The organism is Streptomyces flavalbus (assembly GCF_042674625.1).
Classification (GTDB): Bacteria; Actinomycetota; Actinomycetes; order Streptomycetales; family Streptomycetaceae; genus Streptomyces; species Streptomyces flavalbus.
In genome coordinates this window covers 5,309,368-5,327,970 of record NZ_JBHTEB010000001.1, presented here as the reverse complement: position 1 = coordinate 5,327,970, position 18,603 = coordinate 5,309,368, and the positions used below count along the sequence as shown (strand labels likewise).

The following is an 18,603-nucleotide window of genomic DNA, read 5'->3' as shown; positions in this document are numbered from 1 at the left end:
GGCGGGAACGCGGCAGACCTGTCGGGAGGGTCACCGCCAGCGGCCGATCTCGACGTTCTCCAGCACCCCGAGCGCGTCCGGGACGAGGACCGCGGCCGAGTAGTACGCCGTCACCAGGTACTTGATGATCGCCTGTTCGTTGATGCCCATGAACCGCACCGACAGGCTCGGCTCGATCTCGTCCGGGATGCCGGACTGCCGCAGCCCGATGACGCCCTGGTCCTCCTCGCCGAGCCGCATCGCGATGATCGAGGTGGTACGGACCTCGGTGACCGGGATCTTGTTGCACGGGAAGATCGGCACACCCCGCCAGGTGGGGATGCGGTTCCCGGCCATGTCGATGGTCTCCGGTACCAGACCGCGCTTGTTCAGCTCCCGCCCGAACGCGGCGATGGCGCGCGGGTGGGCGAGGAACAGCTTGGTGCTGCGCCGCCTGCTGAGCAGCTCGTCCATGTCGTCCGGGCCGGGCACGCCGTCGTGCGGCTGGATCCGCTGGTCGTACTCGCAGTTGTGGAGCAGCCCGAACTCGCGGTTGTTGACCAGCTCGTGTTCCTGACGCTCCTTCAGCGCCTCGACGGTGAGCCGCAACTGCTGCTCGGTCTGGTTCATCGGCTGGTTGTAGAGGTCGGCCACGCGCGAGTGGATGCGCAGCACGGTCTGGGCGATGCTCAGTTCGTACTCACGGGGCCGGGGTTCGTAGTCGACGAAGGTGTGCGGGATGTCCGGCTCGCCCTCGTGACCGGCGGCGAGGTCGATCTCCTTCTCACCGAACTTGTTGGTGCGCTGCTGCGGGATGGCCCGGGTGAACTCCAGGTGCTCGCGCAGCGAGTCGGAGCGCTCCGCGACCTGCTCGACGTCCTGCCGGGTCAGCACCAGGACGGTGCACGCGGTGATCGCGCGGGCCGTGTACTCCCAGATGGCCTCCGGGTCGATCAGCGCCCGCTCCCCCAGGTGGGCGCCGTCGGCGAGGACGCCGAGGCTCTCGTCGCCGCCGTAGGGGCCGGTGCCGATCTTCTCCACCCGGCCGTGCGCCAGCAGGTACACCTCGTCGGTCTGGTTGCCGAAGTCGGCGAGCACCTCGCCCGCGGCGATCTCGCGCTGCTCGCAGCGCCGGGCCAGCTCCGCGAGCACCTCCTCGTCCTCGTACCCGCGCAGGGCGGGGATCTCGCCCAGTTCGGCGGGGATGACCTCGACGCGGTCACCGGTCTTCACGAAGGTGATACGGCCATCGCCCACGGCGTAGGTGAGGCGCCGGTTCACCCGGTACGTACCGCCCTTCACGTCCACCCACGGCAGCATCCGCAGCAGCCAGCGGGAGCTGATCTCCTGCATCTGCGGGACGGACTTGGTGGTGGTGGCCAGGTTCCGCGCGGCCGCCGTGCCAAGGCTCTGCTGGGGCCTGGTCTCTTCCGTGCGGACCTCTTCGCCTACCGACATATGGAACTGCCCTCCCGGTTGTGCGCCCGGCGGCGGTCTGTGCCGGACGCCGATCTCACGTAAGAGCCTTCCATCACTCAACGTATCTGTGCTATTACCCGAAAGAGCGGGAATGGATCTCCGCCCGCCGGGGCAGACTGGGGTCCCCCTCCAGCGCCGCACGGCCTCCGCGCCCTTCCCGCGCCCCGTCCGCGCCCGCCCGCGCGCCGTCCGCATCGTGTCCGAATCGGCTCGCACGCTGTACGAACGAAGGGTTCCGCCCGCTTCCGCTTCGGTACATCCAGCGGTACGAGACGGTCGCGCGGGGCGGCCGTCGCGCACCTGTGAGGGAGGCGGGGCCATGGCCTCACCGATGTCCGCGGCCAGGTTCCTGGCGCGGCTGCGGGCCGAAGGGCTCACGGTCGTCGAGGTGGGCGACTGGAGACACCACAACCGCGACCACAAGGGGCCGTGGGGCCCCGTGCACGGCGTGATGCTCCACCACACGGCGACCAAGGGCACCCGGAGGACCGTGAAGCTGTGCCGCAGGGGCCGCGACGGCCTGCCGGGACCGCTCTGCCACGGCGTGATCACCAAGGACGGCCGGGTGCACCTCGTCGGCTACGGCCGCGCCAACCACGCGGGCGACGGCGACGACGACGTGCTGCGCGCGGTGATAGCGGAGAAGGGGCTGCCGCCCGACAACGAGGCGAACACCGACGGCAACCGGCACTTCTACGGCCTGGAGTGCGAGAACCTCGGCGACGGCGCGGACCCGTGGCCCGAGGTGCAGTTGGAGGCCATCGCGAAGGCCGCCGCCGCGATCTGCCGCCACCACGGCTGGTCGGAGCGGTCGGTCATCGGGCACCTGGAGTGGCAGCCCGGGAAGGTCGACCCGCGCGGGTTCTCGATGAACCGGATGCGGGAGCGGGTCCGCGCACACCTCAAGTAAGCCGGTCCGCCCACCCCCGACCGGCGGGTCATCGGCCCCAGCCATGACCCCGGCCCCCTGGCCAGCGGCCCCCGGTCACCGACAATGGACCCGTGTCCAGCCAGCCCCAGGAAGCCCCCGGCCCCGATGTCCTCCGCCCCCGCCTGCCGTCCCCCCTCCAGGAGGTGGCGGACGACCGTTTCGGGCGGTACGGCGTCGGGCTGGTGCTCAAGCGGGACGATCTGATCCACCCGGAGCTGATCGGCAACAAGTGGCGCAAGCTCGCGCCGAACCTGCGCGCGGCACGCGGGCGTACGGTCCTCACCTTCGGCGGCGCCTACTCCAACCACCTGCGGGCCACCGCCGCCGCGGGCCGACTGCTCGGGCTGCCCACGGTGGGCGTGGTCCGCGGCCACGAGCTGGCCGACCGCCCGCTCAACGCCTCCCTGGCCCGTTGCGCCGCCGACGGGATGCGACTGCACTTCGTCGACAGATCGACGTATCGCCACAAGACGGAGCCCGGCACCCTGGCGGCCGTCCTGCGCGCGGCGGACGCCGAGGAGGCGTACGTCGTCCCCGAGGGCGGCAGCAACGCCGAGGCCGTCCGCGGCTGCCGGGCCCTCGGTACGGAGCTGCGCGACCGTGCCGACGTGGTGGCCCTCGCCTGCGGCACCGGCGGCACGCTGGCCGGTCTCGCCGCGGGACTCTCCCCCGGCCAGCGGGCTCTGGGCGTGCCGGTCCTCAAAGGCGGCTTCCTCGGCTCCGAGACACGCGCGCTCCAGGAGCGGGCGTTCGGCGGCCCGCGCGGCGCCTGGTCGCTGGGCGAGCGCTTCCACTTCGGTGGCTACGCCCGCACGACCCCGGAACTCGAGGCGTTCGCCGTGGACTTCGAACAGCGCCACGCCCTGCCGGTGGAACGTCTCTATGTCGCCAAATTGCTGTACGGCCTCACGGTGCTCGCCGCGGAGGGCGCCTTCCCGCGCGGGAGCACCGTGGCGGCCGTGATCACCGGCCGCCCCTTCCCCTGAACCCGCCTGTCCGCGCGCGCGTCAGGTGTGCGTCTCCCGGTAGGCGGCGGCCTCTTCCAGGTCCAGTCGGCGCAGCAGGGAGCGGAGCATCTCGTCGTCTATGTAGCGGGCGTCGCGGAGCCGGACGAAGACCTCGCGCTCGGCGCCGATCATCTCGCGCGACAGCCGCCGGTAGGTGTCGTCGGCGGTCTCGCCGGTGATCGGGTTGGCCTGGCCGAGGCGTTCCCAGACGGCGTTGCGGCGGCGCTCCAGGACGGCGCGCAGCCGGTCGGCGAGCGGTTCGGGCAGGGCGTTGCGCTCGTCGGCGAGGAGTTCGTCGAGGCACTGCTCGGCGGCCCGGGACGCCTGCGCCTGGGCGTTGGCCTCGGCGAGGGTCTCGGCCTGCGTGTCCCGCCCGGGGAGTCTCAGCAGCCGGATCAGCGCGGGCAGCGTCAGGCCCTGGAGGACGAGGGTGCCGATGACGGTGGTGAAGGTCAGGAAGAGGATCAGGTTGCGGCCGGGGAAGGGCTCCCCGTGGTGCGTCGTCACCGGGATGGAGAAGGCGATGGCCAGGGAGACCACGCCGCGCATCCCCGCCCAGGAGATGATGAACGGCGCCTTCCAGGTGGGGTCCTCCTCCCGTTCGCGGATCCGCGCCGACAGCAGCCGCGGCAGATAGGTCGCCGGGAAGACCCACACGAACCGGGCCACGACGACCACGAGGAAGACGGCGACCGCGTACCAGAGGGCCGAGCCGCCCTCGAACTCGCCCAGCTCGCGCAGGACGACCGGCAGTTGCAGTCCGATGAGGGCGAACACCGCCGACTCCAGGACGAAGGCGACCATCTTCCACACCGCGTCCTCCTGGAGCCGGGTGGCGAAGTCGACCTGCCAGGCGCGGTGGCCGAGGTAGAGCGCCACGACGACGACCGCGAGGACACCGGAGGCGTGCACCTGCTCGGCGACGGCGTAGGCGACGAAGGGGATCAGCAGGGACAGGGTGTTCTGGAGCAGCGCCTCCTTCAGGTGGATGCGCAGCCAGTGGATCGGCACCATCAGCACCAGCCCGATGCCGATGCCGCCGATCGCCGCGAGCAGGAACTCGCGGATGCCGCCCGCCCAGGTGGCGCCCTCCCCGACGGCGGCGGCCAGGGCCACCCGGTAGGCGGTGATCGCGGTGGCGTCGTTCACCAGGGACTCGCCCTGCAGGATGGTGGTGATCCGGGACGGCAGCCCGACCCGGCGGGCGACGGCGGTGGCCGCCACCGCGTCCGGCGGCGCCACCACCGCGCCGAGCACCAGGGCGGCGGTCAGCGGCAGATCCGGCACGATCAGGTGGACGGCCCAGCCGACGGCGACCGTGGCGAACAGCACATAGCCCACCGACAGCAGCGCGACCGGCCGGAGCTGGGCGCGCAGGTCGAGGTAGGAGCTGTCGATCGCCGCCAGGTGCAGCAGCGGGGGCAGGATCAGCGGCAGGACCACGTGCGGGTCCAGGTGGTAGTCGGGCACCCCGGGGACGTACGAGATCGCCAGCCCGGCCGCCACCAGCAGCAGCGGCGCGGGCACCGGCGTCCTGCGGGCCGCCCCCGCGACCACGGCGCTGCCCGCCACCAGCAACAACAGCGGCATCACGTCCATGTGCCCTCGCCCCCAGCTCTTTCCGTACGGTCCCCCGCACGCCCGTCGTAATCTGGCAATCATGAAACAGTGCACGCACGCCGACGCGCTGCCACACCCCGAACCCGCGCCGCTCAGCGACACGTGCCTGGTGTGCCTCGCGGACGGTACCCACCCGGTGCAGCTACGGCTGTGCCTGTCCTGCGGCCACGTCGCCTGCTGCGACTCCTCACCGGGCCGCCACGCCACGGAGCACCACAAGGAGACCGGCCATCCCGTGATGCGGACCTTCGAGCCCGGCGAGAGCTGGCGCTGGTGCTTCGTGGACCACGTCCTGGCCTGACCGGGGCCGACCGGGGCTGACCGAGCCTGACCGACCGTGGGACGGTTCGACCGTCTGACGTCTGGGTACGTCAACCCGGCGCGCGCTCTTCCCAATTGGGCCCGCAGACCCCCTAGCCACTGTGCGTATATGTATGTTTACTATGAGTGACAGCACAGGGTCGGGGTCCCGGGGACAGGATCGCCGGGGGCGCGGTAGCGTCACCGCTGAACCACATCGTGTTCCCCGGGGAGACCCCCGGCCCGAACAGCATGTACCACCTTGGAGGTGAGGGTGTCCCAGATCGCAGGCGAGCCCGCGACCCAGGACTTCGTGGAAGTCCGGCTGCCAGCCGCGGGTGCCTACCTGTCGGTGCTGCGGACGGCCACGGCCGGTCTCGCGGCCCGTTTGGACTTCACCCTCGACGAGATCGAGGACCTGCGCATCGCGGTGGACGAAGCCTGCGCGATCCTGCTCCAGCAGGCCGTCCCCGGCTCGGTGCTCAGTTGCGTCTTCCGCCTCGTCGACGACTCGCTGGAGGTGACCGTCTCGGCGCCGACCACCGACGGCCACGCCCCCTCGCGGGACACCTTCGCCTGGACCGTGCTGTCCGCCCTCGCGGGCAAGGTCTCCTCCGCCGTGGACGAGGACAAGACCGTGTCGATCAGCCTCTACAAGCAGCGCGGCGCGGGACCTGGTCCGGCGTGAGGGACGGGGACGGGCCGGTGCGGGACGAAGAGCGCGGCACACGTGAGCTGCCGGCCAAGGGCGGAATTCCACCTTCCAGCGGAGCCAGGCACATGGCGGACGGCATCCCCGAGCAGGCCCGGCCGCACCCGGAGGACCACACCGGCGACCCGGCGGAGTCCCCGGTCGGCGGGGAGCGGGATCAGGGAGGTGCCGGACAGGGCGCGCCTCTGGGACGGCGGAGCGGGGTCACCCCTGTCCGAGCTGCGGCGCGGGCACGGGGAAGGGCAACGGGCGGGACGATGAGCGAGCACGAGCGAGACTCCGAGCAGGACGCGCTGCGCGCACCGAGCGCGCAGGGCACGCAGCACGAACCGCCGGACCGCAGCGGGGCGCGCGCCATGTTCGTCGAGCTGCGCCAGTTGCCGGACGGCAGCCCGCAGTACGCGGAGCTGCGCAACCAACTGGTCCGGATGCACCTGCCGCTCGTCGAGCACCTCGCGCGCCGCTTCCGCAACCGCGGCGAGCCGCTCGACGACCTCACCCAGGTCGCCACCATCGGCCTGATCAAGTCCGTCGACCGCTTCGACCCGGACCGCGGCGTGGAGTTCTCCACCTACGCCACCCCGACCGTCGTCGGCGAGATCAAGCGGCACTTCCGCGACAAGGGCTGGGCGGTGCGGGTACCGCGTCGCCTACAGGAGCTGCGGCTCGCGCTCACCACGGCGACGGCGGAGCTGTCCCAGCTGCACGGCCGCTCGCCCACGGTGCACGAGCTGGCCGAGAAGCTGGCGATCTCCGAGGAGGAGGTCCTGGAGGGCCTGGAGTCCGCCAACGCGTACTCCACGCTGTCCCTGGACGTCCCCGACACGGACGACGAGTCCCCGGCGGTCGCCGACACGCTCGGCGCGGAGGACGAGGCGCTGGAGGGCGTGGAGTACCGCGAGTCCCTCAAGCCGCTCCTTGAGGATCTCCCGCCGCGGGAGAAGCGGATCCTGCTCCTTCGCTTCTTCGCGAACATGACGCAGTCGCAGATCGCCCAGGAGGTCGGCATCTCGCAGATGCACGTCTCCCGGCTGCTGGCGCGGACGCTGGCGCAGTTGCGGGAGAAGCTCCTGGTGGAGGAGTAGCGGAGCAGCAGCCGAGGAGACCCGGCGGTCACTTCCCGGCGTTGCCGGTCTTGCCGGTCTTGTCGGCGTCGTCGGCGCGGCCGGGTCCGCGGATGCCGAGGGCGCGGGCCGTCGCGGGGTTCATCAGCAGGACCAGCGCGGTGACGGCCACGACGGCGAGGGCGATGCCCGCGGGGATGGACGCGCTGTCGGTCTGGAGCAGGTTGTAGGCCACCGGCAGCGCCAGGAGCTGGGTGATGACGGCGGGGCCGCGGCTCCAGCCGCGCCGGGCGAGCAGGCCGCGGGCGGCGAGCATGGGGAGCAGGGCGAGGACGGCGAGGGTGATGCCGCCGGTCACGGCCTGCCGTTCGTTGTCGGGGTTCCCGGCCAGCCCGTAGACGAGCATCCAGATGCCGCCGCCGAACAGCACCAGGCCTTCCAGGCCGGTGAGTGCGGCGGCGCCCACCAGCCGACGGGGGCGGTCATCGTCAGGGGTCTGCGGCTCACTGCTCACCCGAGCAGGGTAGCCGTCGGTGCGCGCCGGGGCGGGGGTGGGTGCGCTGCCCGGCGCCACGGGGTGCCGCTCCCCCGGGTCGGGAGCCGCCCCAGCAGCACGACTGCCCGCAGCTACGGCAAGTGCGTCGAGGGGCTGATCCTTGGTCCGGGGTTCGCGTGGTACCCCTCAGTAGGTACGCTGCCCTCCATGCGTGCACTTCTCGTGGTCAATCCGGCGGCAACCACCACAAGCGCACGTACGCGCGACGTGCTGATCCACGCGCTCGCGAGTGAGATGAAGCTGGAGGCGGTCACCACCGAGTACCGCGGGCACGCGCGGGACCTCGGTCGGCAGGCGGCGGAGAGCGACGACATCGACCTCGTCGTGGCGCTCGGCGGCGACGGCACCGTCAACGAGGTCGTCAACGGCCTGCTGCACAACGGCCCCGACCCCGAGCACCTTCCCGGCCTCGCCGTCGTCCCCGGCGGTTCCACCAACGTCTTCGCCCGCGCCCTCGGCCTCCCCAACGACGCCGTCGAGGCCACCGGCGCCCTGCTCGACGCGCTGCGCGAGGGCAGTGAGCGCACGGTGGGCCTGGGTCTCGCCTCCGGAACGCCGGGCACCGAGGACGAGGCGGTCCCCGCCCGCTGGTTCACCTTCAACGCGGGCCTCGGCTTCGACGGCGGCGTCGTCGGCCGTGTCGAGCAGCAGCGCGAGCGCGGCAAGAAGTCGACCCACGCCCTCTACGTCCGCCAGGTCGTCCGCCAGCTCCTCGGCGAGACCAACCGACGGCACGGCACGATCACCCTCGAACAGAACGGCGAGGACCCGATCGAGGGCCTGGTCCTCTCCATAGTCTCGAACACCGCCCCGTGGACGTTCCTCGGCAATCGCCCCATGTACGCGTCGCCTAAGGCCTCGTTCGATACCGGCCTCGACGTGTTCGGCCTCAGCCGTCTCTCCACCGCCGCGGTTGCCCGGTATGGCACCCAGTTGCTCACTTCGTCCCCCGAGCGCGGACCCCGTGGCAGGCACGCCACCTCCCTGCACGACCTGACCGACTTCACCTTGCATTCGAAGGCGCCGCTCCCCCTCCAGATGGACGGTGACCACCTGGGGCTGCGTACGAGCGTGACGTTCACAGGCGTACGCCGTGCACTGCGTGTGATTGTGTGAGCAGAAGGGGCTAAAGTCCTTTCACTCGAACGTTTAGGCCAGGATCCACCCCATGGAAGTACGGCTGTGACCTAGTCGACACCGAGGAATCAAAAAAAACTTTTCGGAAGGGGTTGTATCCGCCGCTGAGGTTTGCGAGTCTCTACGTGGCGATCGGGACGGCCCCACACACCGGCCCCCACAGATCACCAGAACCCCTCTCCAACACACAGGACCACGCCAGGGAAACCTGACGGTCGGCCCTTCACTTGTTGAGGGATTCGTGAAAGCGTTCACATTCACAAGCAATCAGCATGTAATACCAAGGAGAGGTAGCAGCCATGGACTGGCGTCACCGCGCCGTTTGCCGCGAGGAAGACCCCGAGCTGTTCTTCCCCATCGGCAACACCGGTCCTGCGCTGCTGCAGATCGAGGAAGCCAAGGCTGTCTGCCGTCGCTGCCCGGTTATCGAGCAGTGCCTGCAGTGGGCGCTTGAGTCCGGTCAGGACTCCGGCGTCTGGGGTGGTCTCAGCGAGGACGAGCGCCGCGCGATGAAGCGCCGCGCCGCCCGCAACCGGGCCCGTCAGGCCTCCGCCTGACACACCCACCCCGCTGACAGTCTGAGCCTGGCGGCGCGTACAGCGAGTACGCATCTCCCGCCACCCGAGTCGCAGCGCGCAGTACCCCCGATGCGCTAGAGCACTTACAGCAGCAGCGAGCACTGGCCTCGGACCCGAGAAGGGTCCGGGGCCCTTTGCTTTCCCGGCCCCGCCGCCACGCCCTACTTCTGTGACCGCACCGGCACGTCCAGGATCACCCGTGTCCCCCGCTCCGGCGCCGGGACCATGTCGAAGGTGCCGCCCAACTCGCCCTCCACCAGCGTGCGTACGATCTGGAGGCCGAGGTTCCCCGAGGTGTGCGGGTCGAAGCCCTCGGGCAGCCCCACCCCGTCGTCCTGCACGGTGACCAGCAGCCGCGCCTCCTTCGACGTGCCGCCCCGCACGGCCGACACCTCGACCGTGCCGGTGTCGCCCTCCCGGAAGCCGTGCTCCAGCGCGTTCTGGAGGACCTCGGTCAGCACCATCGACAGCGGTGTGGCGACCTCGGCGTCCAGGATGCCGAAGCGTCCGGTGCGACGGCCGGTGACCTTGCCCGGGGAGATCTCGGCGACCATCGCCAGCACCCGGTCGGCGATCTCGTCGAACTCCACCCGCTCGTCCAGGTTCTGGGACAGCGTCTCATGCACGATCGCGATGGAGCCGACCCGCCGTACCGCCTCCTCCAGGGCCGCGCGCCCGCGCTCGGACTCGATGCGCCGGGCCTGGAGCCGCAGCAGGGCGGCCACGGTCTGGAGGTTGTTCTTCACCCGGTGGTGGATCTCCCGGATGGTGGCGTCCTTGGTGATCAACTCACGTTCTCGGCGGCGCAGTTCGGTGACGTCCCGGAGGAGGACCAGGGAGCCGATGCGGGTGCCCTTGGGGCTGAGCGGGATCGCCCGGAACTGGATGACCCCGTCGTTGGCCTCGATCTCGAACTCGCGCGGCGCCCACCCGCTGGCCACCTTGGCGAGCGCCTCGTCCACCGGCCCCCGGGACGGGGCGAGTTCGGCGGTGGTCTGGCCGAGGTGGTGGCCGACGAGGTCGGCGGCGAGACCCATCCGGTGGTAGGCGGACAGGGCGTTCGGGGAGGCGTACTGCACGGTGCCGTCGGCGTCGAGGCGGATCAGGCCGTCGCCGACGCGGGGCGAGGCGTCCATGTCGACCTGCTGGTTGGGGAACGGGAACGACCCGGCCGCGATCATCTGCGCGAGGTCGGAGGCGGACTGGAGGTAGGTCAGCTCCAGTCGGCTCGGCGTGCGCACGGTGAGCAGGTTGGTGTTGCGGGCGATGACGCCCAGGACGCGGCCGTCGCGCCGTACCGGGATGGACTCGACGCGGACCGGCACCTCCTCGCGCCACTCCGGGTCGCCCTCCCGCACGATCCGGCCCTCGTCGAGGGCGGCGTCCAGCATGGGCCGTCGGCCGCGCGGGACGAGGTGGCCGACCATGTCGTCCTGGTAGGAGGTGGGGCCGGTGTTCGGCCGCATCTGGGCGACGGAGACGTAGCGGGTGCCGTCGCTGGTGGGGACCCACAGCACGAGGTCGGCGAAGGAGAGGTCGGAGAGGAGCTGCCACTCCGAGACCAGCAGGTGGAGCCACTCGAGGTCGGAGTCGTCGAGGGCGGTGTGCTGGCGGACCAGTTCGTTCATGGAGGGCACGTGGTGAGCGTACCTGGGGGTCTGCCGGGGCCCCAACGCCCGCGGGAGCCCGGAAACACCCGCGGGCCGCGGCGCCTGGGAGGGACCCTCAACCCTCCCGGCACCGCAGCCCGGAGCAGCAACGGCCGCGGGGTGTGCGGTCCCGGTCGGCCGAAGGAGAGGAGCCGGAGCAGTCAGGGCAGAGAGCGCCGGTTCCTCGATCCGCCTTCCTGTGCGGGGAAGACGGAAGTTTTCCACGTTCACCCGATTGTGGACTAGACCAGTGGAGTGTGTCCATGCGCGGGCGGTATTTGTTGTTGGAGACTGACTGGACTTGACGCGCGGCAAGCCTAACCCGCAGGCGTCGGCCATGGGGCCGGAAGGCCGGGCCAATTTCCGCCAACGCGCCGGTGCGCCCCCCTGCTCCACCCGCCCTTGAGCCGGTCTCCGCTCAGCCGTGGCGACCGCCGCTCAGGTGGCCCCTCAACTGGTCTCCGTGACCTTCGCCAGCGCCCGGGGCGCGTCCGGGTCCTGGCCGCGGGCGATGGTGACCTCGTGGGCCAGCAACTGGAGGGGGATGATCTCCAGGACCGGCTGGACCTCCTCGGCGACGCCCTCGGTGGGCAGCACGAACCCGGCCGAGGCCCGCTCCACGTGCTCGCGCGGGCCGATGACGACCAGGTCGGCACCCCGGCCCCGGAGCCGGTCCAGGACCGGCCGCAGCGCCTCGCCGCCCTTGCCGTCGGTGACCACCGCGATCACCGGGGAGACGTTGTCGACCATGGCGAGCGGACCGTGCAGCAGATCGGCGCCGGAGTAGGACAGGGCCGGGATGTAGCTGGTCTCCATCAGCTTCAGGGCGGCCTCTTTAGCGGTCGGGTAGCCGTAGCCGCGGGAGGTGATCACCATGCGCTCGGCGAACCGGTACCGGGCGGCCAGGGCGCGCACCTCGTCATGCCGGGCGAGGAGCTGTTCGGCCAGGTCGGGCAGGGCCCGCGCGGGGGCGCCGTCGCCGCCGCGCAGGCCCTCGACGAAGAGGTAGAGGGCGAGCAGGGAGGCGGTGTACGTCTTGGTGGCGGGCAGGGCGCGCTCGGGCCCGGCGAGGATGTCGATGTGGTGCTCGCAGACCCCGGCCAGCGCCGAGTCGGGGTTGTTGGTGACGGCGAGGGTGAGGGCCCCGGCCTCGCGGGCCGCCCGGGTGGAGGCGACCAGGTCCGGGGAGCCGCCAGACTGGCTGACGGTGACGACCAGCACGTCGGTGAGGTCGGGGCGGGCGCCGTACGTCGTGGTGGTCGACATGGAGGCGAGTCCGCAGGGCAGGCCGAGCCGGATCTCGATCAGGTACTTGGCGTACAGCGCGGCGTTGTCGGAGGTGCCGCGGGCGGTCAGCAGGACGAAGCGGGGCCTGCGGGCGGCGATCTCCCGGGCCACCCGCCCGATCGGCCCGGCGCCCTCGTCGAGGATGCGCCGGAGCACGGCGGGCTGCTCGGCCATCTCGCGGGCCATGATCCGCCCCGGGGCGTCACCCCGGGGACCGAGGCGCGACGCGCTGCTCATGAGGGGCCTCCACTTCGTCCCGGTCAACCCGGCGTCTTCCCTCCCATTGCACTCCCCCACGGCGTGCCGCGCCTGTTAGATTGGAACCCGGATTGGTCTAAACCACATGGGGAGATCGTCCGCATCCCTTGCCCGTGACACCCCCTCTTCAGAACGGCAGGCCCAGCGTGGAAGTTGTCATCGTCCCGGACGCCAAGGCGGGCGGCGAGCTGATAGCCGAGGCCATGGCGAAGCTGCTCGGGCGCAAGCCCGACGCCGTCCTCGGAGTGGCCACCGGGTCCACCCCGCTGCCCGTGTACGAGGCGCTGACGGCCAAGGTGCGCTCCGGTGCCGTGGACGTCTCGCGCGCCCGGATCGCCCAGCTCGACGAGTACGTGGGGCTGCCCGCCGCACACCCCGAGTCCTACCGTTCGGTGCTGCGCCGCGAGGTGCTTGAGCCGCTCGGCATCGGGATGGACGCCTTCCTCGGTCCGGACGGCGAGGCGGCCGACGTGCGGGCGGCGTGCGAGGCGTACGACCGGGCGCTGGCCGCGGCGGGCGGGGTCGACCTCCAGTTGCTGGGGATCGGCACGGACGGACACATCGGGTTCAACGAGCCGTGCTCGTCGCTGGCCTCGCGGACCCGGATCAAGACGCTGACCGAGCAGACCCGTGTGGACAACGCGCGCTTCTTCGACGGGGACGTCGAGCAGGTCCCGCACCACGTGATCACGCAGGGCATCGGGACGATCCTGGAGGCCCGGCACCTGGTGCTGCTCGCCACGGGCGAGGGCAAGGCGGACGCGGTCGCCGCGACCGTCGAGGGCCCGGTGGCCGCCGTCTGCCCGGCCTCCGCGCTCCAGTTGCACCCGCACGCCACGGTCGTCGTCGACGAGGCCGCCGCGTCGAAGCTGAAGCTCGCGGACTACTTCCGGCAGACCTACGCCGCCAAGCCGGAGTGGCAGGGCATCTGAGCCCACACGGTGAACGCCGGGCACCCCCGTCAACGCGAGGGTGCCCGGCGTTCACCGTTTCCAGAAGCCAGCGACGCCGGGCGCCCTCGGCAAGAAGGCGCCCGGCGTTCGCCGTCCCCCGTGGGTCATCCCCCCGTGACGACCCCCGCGAGGACCTCCGCCGCCGCGCGTCCGCACACCCGTGCCGCGCCGTAGGTGGCGATGTGCGGGGCGCCCCGGGGCGGTGCCTGGGGTACGCCCATCTCGACGACAACGGTGTCAGGACGGGCCGCGAGCAGGGTGGCGACGGCCGCCGCCATCCAGGGGTGCCGGTGCTCGTCGCGGACGACGGCGACGATACGGCGCTCCCCCGCCGCCGCCAGCACCGCGCCGCCCGCCACGCTGCCGGTGAAGCTGCCCGACTCGGTGCCGGGCAGCAGTTCCGCCAGCTCGGCGGCGACGCCCCAGGGCGTCTCGTCCCCCACCGCGATGTTGGCGACCGGCGCGAGCGCGGCGACGTACGGCGCCGACGTCAGCGGGGCGAGGTCGCCGGTGACCCGCAGGGCGCGGCGGGCGGCGCGCAGGCCCACCTCGTCCAGCGAGGAGTCGGCGACGGCGGGCCGGGACACCCCCGCCGTCCACTGGGCGAGCTTGCGCACGCGTTCCGCCGCGTCCGCGAGCCGCTCCTCGGCCAGCTCACCGGCGCGCACGGCGGCCACGAGGGCGTCCCGCAGCCGTCGTACCGTGTCGTCGTCGGCGAGGCCGCCGCCCACGCAGATGGCGTCGGCGCCCGCGGCGATGGCGAGGACGCTGCCGCGTTCGATGCCGTAGGTGCCCGCGATGGCCTGCATCTCCATGCCGTCGGTGACGATCAGGCCGTCGTAGCCGAGTTCGCCGCGTAGCAGCTCGGTGAGGACGCGCGGCGAGAGGGTCGCCGGGCGGTCCGGGTCCAGGGCCGGGACCAGGATGTGGGCGCTCATCACGGCCCGTGTCCCGGCGGCGATGGCGGCCCGGAACGGCGCCAGTTCGCGCTCGGCGAGGACCGCCGGGCCGACGTCGATGCGGGGCATCGCGTGGTGGGAGTCGACGGCGGTGTCACCGTGCCCGGGGAAGTGCTTGGTGCAGGCGGCGACCCCGGCCGCCTGGAGGCCGGTGACATAGGCGGCGGTGTGCCGGGCGACCAGGTCGGGGGCGGCGCCGAAGGAGCGTACGCCGATGACCGGGTTGTCCGGGTTGGAGTTGACGTCCGCGGACGGCGCCCAGTTGAAGTTGACCCCGCAGGCGGCGAGGCGCTGGCCGAGCGCGTACGCCACGGCGTGCGTCAGCTCGGTGTCGTCGACCGCGCCGAGTGCGTGGTTGCCGGGGTAGGAGGAGCCGGTGCGCACCTCCAGACGGGTGACGTCGCCGCCCTCCTCGTCGATGGCGACCAGGACGTCGTCCCGCTCGGCCCGCAGTTGGGCGGTGAGCGCGGCGAGCTGGGCCGGGGAGGCGATGTTGCGGCCGAACAGGCCGACGGAGGCGAGGCCCTCGCCCAGGCGGCGCAGCAGCCAGTCGGGGGCGGTGGTGCCGGTGAAGCCGGGCTGGAGAACGGTGAGGGCGTCACGCGTGAGGGTGTCCGTGCCGCTCGCGAATGTGGTCATCGGGTGGCGTTATCCCTTCACGGCGCCCGCGGTCAGGCCACTGACGGCCCGGCGCTGGAGGTAGACGAAGAGGATCAGGATGGGGATGGCGAACAGGGAGGAGGCGGCCATGGTGGCGCCCCAGTCGTCGCCGAAGGCGGTGCGGAAGCTGGACACCCACAGGGGCAGGGTCTGCGCCTCGGCGTCCTTGTTGAGGACCAGGACCAGCGGGAACTCGTTCCAGGCGGTGATGAACCCGAACATCGAGGTGGACATCAGGCCGGGCGCGAGCAGCGGCAGGATCACCCTGCGGAACGCGCTGAGGCGGGTGCAGCCGTCGACCATCGCCGCCTCCTCCAGTTCCTTCGGCACGGCGGCGACGAAGCCGCGCAGCGTCAGGATGGTGAAGGGCAGGATCATCATCATGTAGAAGACGGTCAGCGGGATCAGGCTGTTGAGCAGGGAGGCGTCCCGCACGATCATGTAGATCGCGATGACCATGACCTCCCAGGGCGCCATCTGGGCCAGCATGAACCCGACGATGAAGCCGCGCCGTCCCCTGAACCGCATCCGGGCCAGCGCGAACGACCCGGCGAGCGCGATGACCAGCGAGAAGACCACCGCGAGCACGGTGACGATCAGCGAGTTCGTGACGTACGTCCAGAAGTGGTCGACGCTGGTCGCGGTCTTGAAGTGCTCGAAGGTGACGTCGGTGGGGAACCAGACGGGGTCCTCGGAGATGATGTCGCCGGTCGGCTTGAAGGCCGTGGAGAACATCCAGTACACGGGGAAGACGCAGCCGAGGAAGAGGACCACGGCCGTGACGTTGGGCCAGAGGCGGCCGAAGAGCGTGCGCTTCACAGCAGTCCCTCCTCGTCCTGCTTGAGCACGAGGCGCAGGTAGTAGGCGGTGATCCCGAGCAGGATCAGGATGGTCAGGACGGCGATGGCCGCGCCCATGCCGTAGTGCTGGTTGCCGACGCCCTCGATGTAGGCGTACACGGGCAGGATCTCGGTGAGCCGGTCGGGGCCGCCCGCGTTGATGACGTAGACCTGCACGAACGCCTTGAAGATCCAGATGACTTCGAGGAACGTCGTGGCGTAGAGGAAGGGCCGCAGGAACGGCAGGGTGACGGTGGTGAAGCTCTTCCAGCCGCCCGCGCCGTCGAGGGCGGCGGCCTCGTACAGCTCGCTGGGGATGGTGGTGGTCGCCGCGTAGAGGTTGATGGCGACGAACGGGATGGACATCCACACGATGAGCACGGTGACGACGAAGAACGTCGACATCTGGCTGCTGGTCCAGCTGTAGTCGGCCATGGAGTGCCAGCCGAGCTTGTCCAGCACCCAGTTGACGACGCCGAAGCGCTCGGCGAACAGCCACTGGTAGACCGTGGTCGCCGCGATGACGGGCATCGCCCAGGCCAGCACCAGGCCGATCATCAGCAGCAGCCGCATCCGCTTGCCGAGGCGGGCGAGCAGCAGGCCGACCAGGGAACCGCAGACCATGGTCAGGGCGACGTTGACGGCGGTGAACAGGACCGAGCGCAGGGTCACGCGCCAGAAGTCCTCGCCGGTGAGGACCTCCTTGTAGTTGTCGATGCCGTTCCACTCGGTGGCGTGCTGGATCAGCTGCGCCATGTTGAGGTTCTGGAACGACAGCAGGACGTCCTTCAGCAGCGGCCAGCCCAGCAGCAGCACGGTGGCGGCGCAGGCGGGCAGCAGCAACAGGTACGGTCCCAGCGCGCCGACGCGCGACGCGGCTCGCGACGCCCCCCGGTCGGATGCCCCGCCGTCCGCCCCCTTGCGGACGTCGGCCGGGCCGGAGGGCGGCCGTTCGGTCTGCACGGTCATGCTCGCGTTCTCTCTACTCGACCTGTTCGACCTACTCGACGTGACGGAACGCGGGGCGGGGGCCCGAGTCGGAACCGGGCCCCCACCCCCGTGCCGTTACTGCTGCTGCGCCAGGCGCTTGTTGAACTCGTCCTCGACCTGCTTGGCGGCCTCGGCCGGGGACTTACCGTTGAGCACGGCGGTCATGTAGGTCTTGACCGGGTTGGGGGCGTTCTCCACCGCGGCCCACTCGGGGATCAGCGGCGTGGTGCCACCGCCCGCGGCGGCCGGGGCGGCGGCCTCGGCGGCGGCGTTGCCCGCCAGGTTGCTCTGGAGGGCCTCCTTGTTCGGGATGACGCCGTTGGCCTTGGCGAGCTTGCCCTCGAACTCGTCGGACAGGGCGATCTTCAGGAACTCCTTGGCGAGGTCCTGCTTCTTGCTGCCCGCGGCGACGGCGAGGTTGGAGCCGCCGAGGAAGACGCCCTCGGGCTTGTCGGCCGTGGCACCGGGGATGGTGAAGTAGCCGATCTGCTCCTCGATCTCCTTGTTGGCCTCGATCGCGATCCCGGCTTCCCAGCCCATGCCGATGAACGCGCCGACGTCGCCCTTGCCGAAGACCTGGCCCTGCTGCGGGGTGGCCTCGTCCTTGTCCTTGGGGGCCTTGGACAGGGCCTGGAACTTCTTGTAGGTCTCCATGGCCGCGGCGACCTTCGGGTCGTCCAGGTTGGAGACGTACTTGTCGCCGTCCTTCTTGACCAGCTCGCCGCCCTCGCCGATGACCAGGCCGACGAAGTGGTACCAGTTCTGGCCGGGCAGGTAGATCGGCTCGGCGTCGGTCTTCTCGCCGATCGTCTTCAGGTCGGCGTAGAACTCGTCGCGGGTCTTCGGGGTGTCCTTGATCCCGGCGTCGGCCCAGATCTTCTTGTTGTAGAGGACCACGCGGTTGGCGAAGTACCAGGGCGCCGCGTACTGCTTGCCCTCGTAGATCGAGGACTCGTTGAGCGCCTCGGTCCACTCACCGCCGATCTCGGTCTTCAGGTCCGCGAGGTCGGCGAGGCCGCCGGTCTTGGCGTAGGCCGGGGTCTGGGTGTTGCCGATCTCGAAGACGTCCGGCGGGTTCTCCTCGGACAGGGCGGTGGTCAGCTTCTGCTGGATGCCGTTCCACTGCTGGACCTCGAACTTGACCTTCGCCTTGGTCTTCTTCTCGAAGGCGGTGGCCAGCTCGGCCTGCCAGTCGTCGGGCGAGGAGCCGTCCATCACCCACACGGTGAGGGTCTGACCCGCGTAGCCGTCCGCTCCGGCCTTGCCGCCGTTGCCCTCGTCGCCGTCGTCGCCCCCGCACGCCGCGATGGAGACCATCATTGCCGCGACACCGATCGCGGATATCAGCTTGCGCTTCACGCCACCCTCCTCAGGGATGCCACAAACCCCCCTCGTCCCCGCGGTGACCGTCAACGCGTGCTGTCCGTGGGGCCTGGGACCTGGACCAATGGTGTAGACCAGTACCCGGAGCTTGGCCCAGACCAAATGGCCTGTCAAGGGCCCGGAAGTAGGGCCCTACCAGCCGTTATGGGACCTACATATGCAGGAACCATTACTAAAGAAGGCCGCGAAAACACCGCCAGACGGGGCCCACTTCGGGTAGACCACTGGGGTACCGGTCGAGAGGGCTGGACTAGACCAACGA

17 protein-coding genes are annotated in these 18,603 nt (G+C 71.0%); 8 read left to right on the top strand and 9 right to left on the bottom strand.

The features are described 5' to 3' along the window. Positions 1–30: 30 nt before the first annotated feature. Complete coding sequence (locus ACFQZ6_RS24065) at positions 31–1,437, bottom strand: family 2B encapsulin nanocompartment shell protein (protein WP_381612351.1); 1,407 nt, start codon at positions 1,435–1,437, stop codon at positions 31–33. A 340-nt stretch (positions 1,438–1,777) separates the two neighbouring features. Here ACFQZ6_RS24065 and ACFQZ6_RS24060 point away from each other — a divergent pair, with 340 nt between their 5' ends. Further along, positions 1,778–2,368 carry an N-acetylmuramoyl-L-alanine amidase gene (locus tag ACFQZ6_RS24060; RefSeq protein ID WP_381612349.1) on the top strand — a complete coding sequence of 197 codons (591 nt, stop codon included), beginning with the start codon at positions 1,778–1,780 and terminating at the stop codon, positions 2,366–2,368. A 92-nt stretch (positions 2,369–2,460) separates the two neighbouring features. Continuing rightward, the gene (locus tag ACFQZ6_RS24055) at positions 2,461–3,375 is read left to right on the top strand and encodes a 1-aminocyclopropane-1-carboxylate deaminase/D-cysteine desulfhydrase (protein ID WP_381612347.1); all 915 of its coding nucleotides are present in this window, start codon (positions 2,461–2,463) and stop codon (positions 3,373–3,375) included. Between the two features lie 21 nt (positions 3,376–3,396). Here ACFQZ6_RS24055 and ACFQZ6_RS24050 read toward each other — a convergent pair whose 3' ends face one another. Continuing rightward, positions 3,397–4,995, bottom strand: a complete 1,599-nt coding sequence (locus tag ACFQZ6_RS24050; protein ID WP_381612345.1) for a Na+/H+ antiporter — start codon at positions 4,993–4,995, stop codon at positions 3,397–3,399. Between the two features lie 61 nt (positions 4,996–5,056). On the opposite strand from ACFQZ6_RS24050, the gene ACFQZ6_RS24045 reads away from it, so the two are divergent. From ACFQZ6_RS24045 to ACFQZ6_RS24035, 3 genes are all read left to right on the top strand, one after another. After that, positions 5,057–5,317, top strand: coding sequence for a UBP-type zinc finger domain-containing protein (locus tag ACFQZ6_RS24045; RefSeq protein WP_381612343.1), 261 nt, complete (start codon positions 5,057–5,059; stop codon positions 5,315–5,317). Positions 5,318–5,590: 273 nt separating this feature from the next. Then, entirely contained in the window at positions 5,591–6,004 is a 414-nt protein-coding gene (locus ACFQZ6_RS24040; protein ID WP_004925829.1) for an ATP-binding protein, read from the top strand. Further along, on the top strand, positions 6,001–7,113 hold the full coding sequence (locus tag ACFQZ6_RS24035; RefSeq protein ID WP_381612341.1) for an RNA polymerase sigma factor SigF: 1,113 nt from the start codon (positions 6,001–6,003) through the stop codon (positions 7,111–7,113). Before ACFQZ6_RS24040 ends, ACFQZ6_RS24035 begins: the two co-directional genes overlap by 4 nt. Before the next feature lie 28 nt (positions 7,114–7,141). Here the strand turns inward: ACFQZ6_RS24035 and ACFQZ6_RS24030 are convergent, their stop codons facing one another. Beyond that, a complete protein-coding gene (locus ACFQZ6_RS24030) occupies positions 7,142–7,606 on the bottom strand; it encodes a hypothetical protein (RefSeq protein WP_381612340.1) in 465 nt (154 codons plus the stop codon). A 189-nt stretch (positions 7,607–7,795) separates the two neighbouring features. On the opposite strand from ACFQZ6_RS24030, the gene ACFQZ6_RS24025 reads away from it, so the two are divergent. Further along, positions 7,796–8,764, top strand: coding sequence for a diacylglycerol/lipid kinase family protein (locus ACFQZ6_RS24025; RefSeq protein ID WP_381612338.1), 969 nt, complete (start codon positions 7,796–7,798; stop codon positions 8,762–8,764). 320 nt (positions 8,765–9,084) lie between these two features. After that, on the top strand, positions 9,085–9,342 hold the full coding sequence (locus ACFQZ6_RS24020; protein ID WP_029383210.1) for a WhiB family transcriptional regulator: 258 nt from the start codon (positions 9,085–9,087) through the stop codon (positions 9,340–9,342). A 182-nt stretch (positions 9,343–9,524) separates the two neighbouring features. Here ACFQZ6_RS24020 and ACFQZ6_RS24015 read toward each other — a convergent pair whose 3' ends face one another. Further along, positions 9,525–10,991, bottom strand: coding sequence for a sensor histidine kinase (locus tag ACFQZ6_RS24015; RefSeq protein ID WP_381618600.1), 1,467 nt, complete (start codon positions 10,989–10,991; stop codon positions 9,525–9,527). 471 nt (positions 10,992–11,462) lie between these two features. Beyond that, positions 11,463–12,536, bottom strand: coding sequence for an SIS domain-containing protein (locus ACFQZ6_RS24010; RefSeq protein WP_381612337.1), 1,074 nt, complete (start codon positions 12,534–12,536; stop codon positions 11,463–11,465). A gap of 167 nt (positions 12,537–12,703) precedes the next feature. On the opposite strand from ACFQZ6_RS24010, the gene nagB reads away from it, so the two are divergent. After that, positions 12,704–13,489, top strand: coding sequence for a glucosamine-6-phosphate deaminase (gene nagB, locus ACFQZ6_RS24005; protein ID WP_381618597.1), 786 nt, complete (start codon positions 12,704–12,706; stop codon positions 13,487–13,489). Between the two features lie 125 nt (positions 13,490–13,614). On the opposite strand, the gene ACFQZ6_RS24000 is transcribed toward nagB, so the two are convergent. From ACFQZ6_RS24000 to ACFQZ6_RS23985, 4 genes are all read right to left on the bottom strand, one after another. Then, a complete protein-coding gene (locus tag ACFQZ6_RS24000) occupies positions 13,615–15,108 on the bottom strand; it encodes a glycoside hydrolase family 3 protein (protein ID WP_381612336.1) in 1,494 nt (497 codons plus the stop codon). A 9-nt stretch (positions 15,109–15,117) separates the two neighbouring features. After that, positions 15,118–15,948: a carbohydrate ABC transporter permease gene (locus ACFQZ6_RS23995; RefSeq protein ID WP_381612334.1), complete on the bottom strand. Its 831-nt coding sequence runs from the start codon at positions 15,946–15,948 to the stop codon at positions 15,118–15,120. Continuing rightward, positions 15,945–16,937, bottom strand: a complete 993-nt coding sequence (locus tag ACFQZ6_RS23990) for a carbohydrate ABC transporter permease (protein ID WP_381612332.1) — start codon at positions 16,935–16,937, stop codon at positions 15,945–15,947. Before ACFQZ6_RS23990 ends, ACFQZ6_RS23995 begins: the two co-directional genes overlap by 4 nt. Before the next feature lie 96 nt (positions 16,938–17,033). Next, entirely contained in the window at positions 17,034–18,317 is a 1,284-nt protein-coding gene (locus ACFQZ6_RS23985; RefSeq protein WP_381612330.1) for an extracellular solute-binding protein, read from the bottom strand. Between the last annotated feature and the right edge of the window lie 286 nt (positions 18,318–18,603).

Bases quoted from the DNA above. Each gene is read 5' to 3' on its own strand.
- ACFQZ6_RS24020 (WP_029383210.1), top strand. From the start codon at position 9,085: ATGGACTGGCGTCACCGCGCCGTTTGCCGCGAGGAAGACCCCGAGCTG.
- ACFQZ6_RS24050 (WP_381612345.1), bottom strand. From the start codon at position 4,995: ATGGACGTGATGCCGCTGTTGTTGCTGGTGGCGGGCAGCGCCGTGGTC.
- ACFQZ6_RS24010 (WP_381612337.1), bottom strand. From the start codon at position 12,536: ATGAGCAGCGCGTCGCGCCTCGGTCCCCGGGGTGACGCCCCGGGGCGG.
- ACFQZ6_RS23990 (WP_381612332.1), bottom strand. From the start codon at position 16,937: ATGACCGTGCAGACCGAACGGCCGCCCTCCGGCCCGGCCGACGTCCGC.
- ACFQZ6_RS24065 (WP_381612351.1), bottom strand. From the start codon at position 1,437: ATGTCGGTAGGCGAAGAGGTCCGCACGGAAGAGACCAGGCCCCAGCAG.
- ACFQZ6_RS24060 (WP_381612349.1), top strand. From the start codon at position 1,778: ATGGCCTCACCGATGTCCGCGGCCAGGTTCCTGGCGCGGCTGCGGGCC.
- ACFQZ6_RS24045 (WP_381612343.1), top strand. From the start codon at position 5,057: ATGAAACAGTGCACGCACGCCGACGCGCTGCCACACCCCGAACCCGCG.
- ACFQZ6_RS24000 (WP_381612336.1), bottom strand. From the start codon at position 15,108: ATGACCACATTCGCGAGCGGCACGGACACCCTCACGCGTGACGCCCTC.
- ACFQZ6_RS24015 (WP_381618600.1), bottom strand. From the start codon at position 10,991: ATGAACGAACTGGTCCGCCAGCACACCGCCCTCGACGACTCCGACCTC.
- ACFQZ6_RS24025 (WP_381612338.1), top strand. From the start codon at position 7,796: ATGCGTGCACTTCTCGTGGTCAATCCGGCGGCAACCACCACAAGCGCA.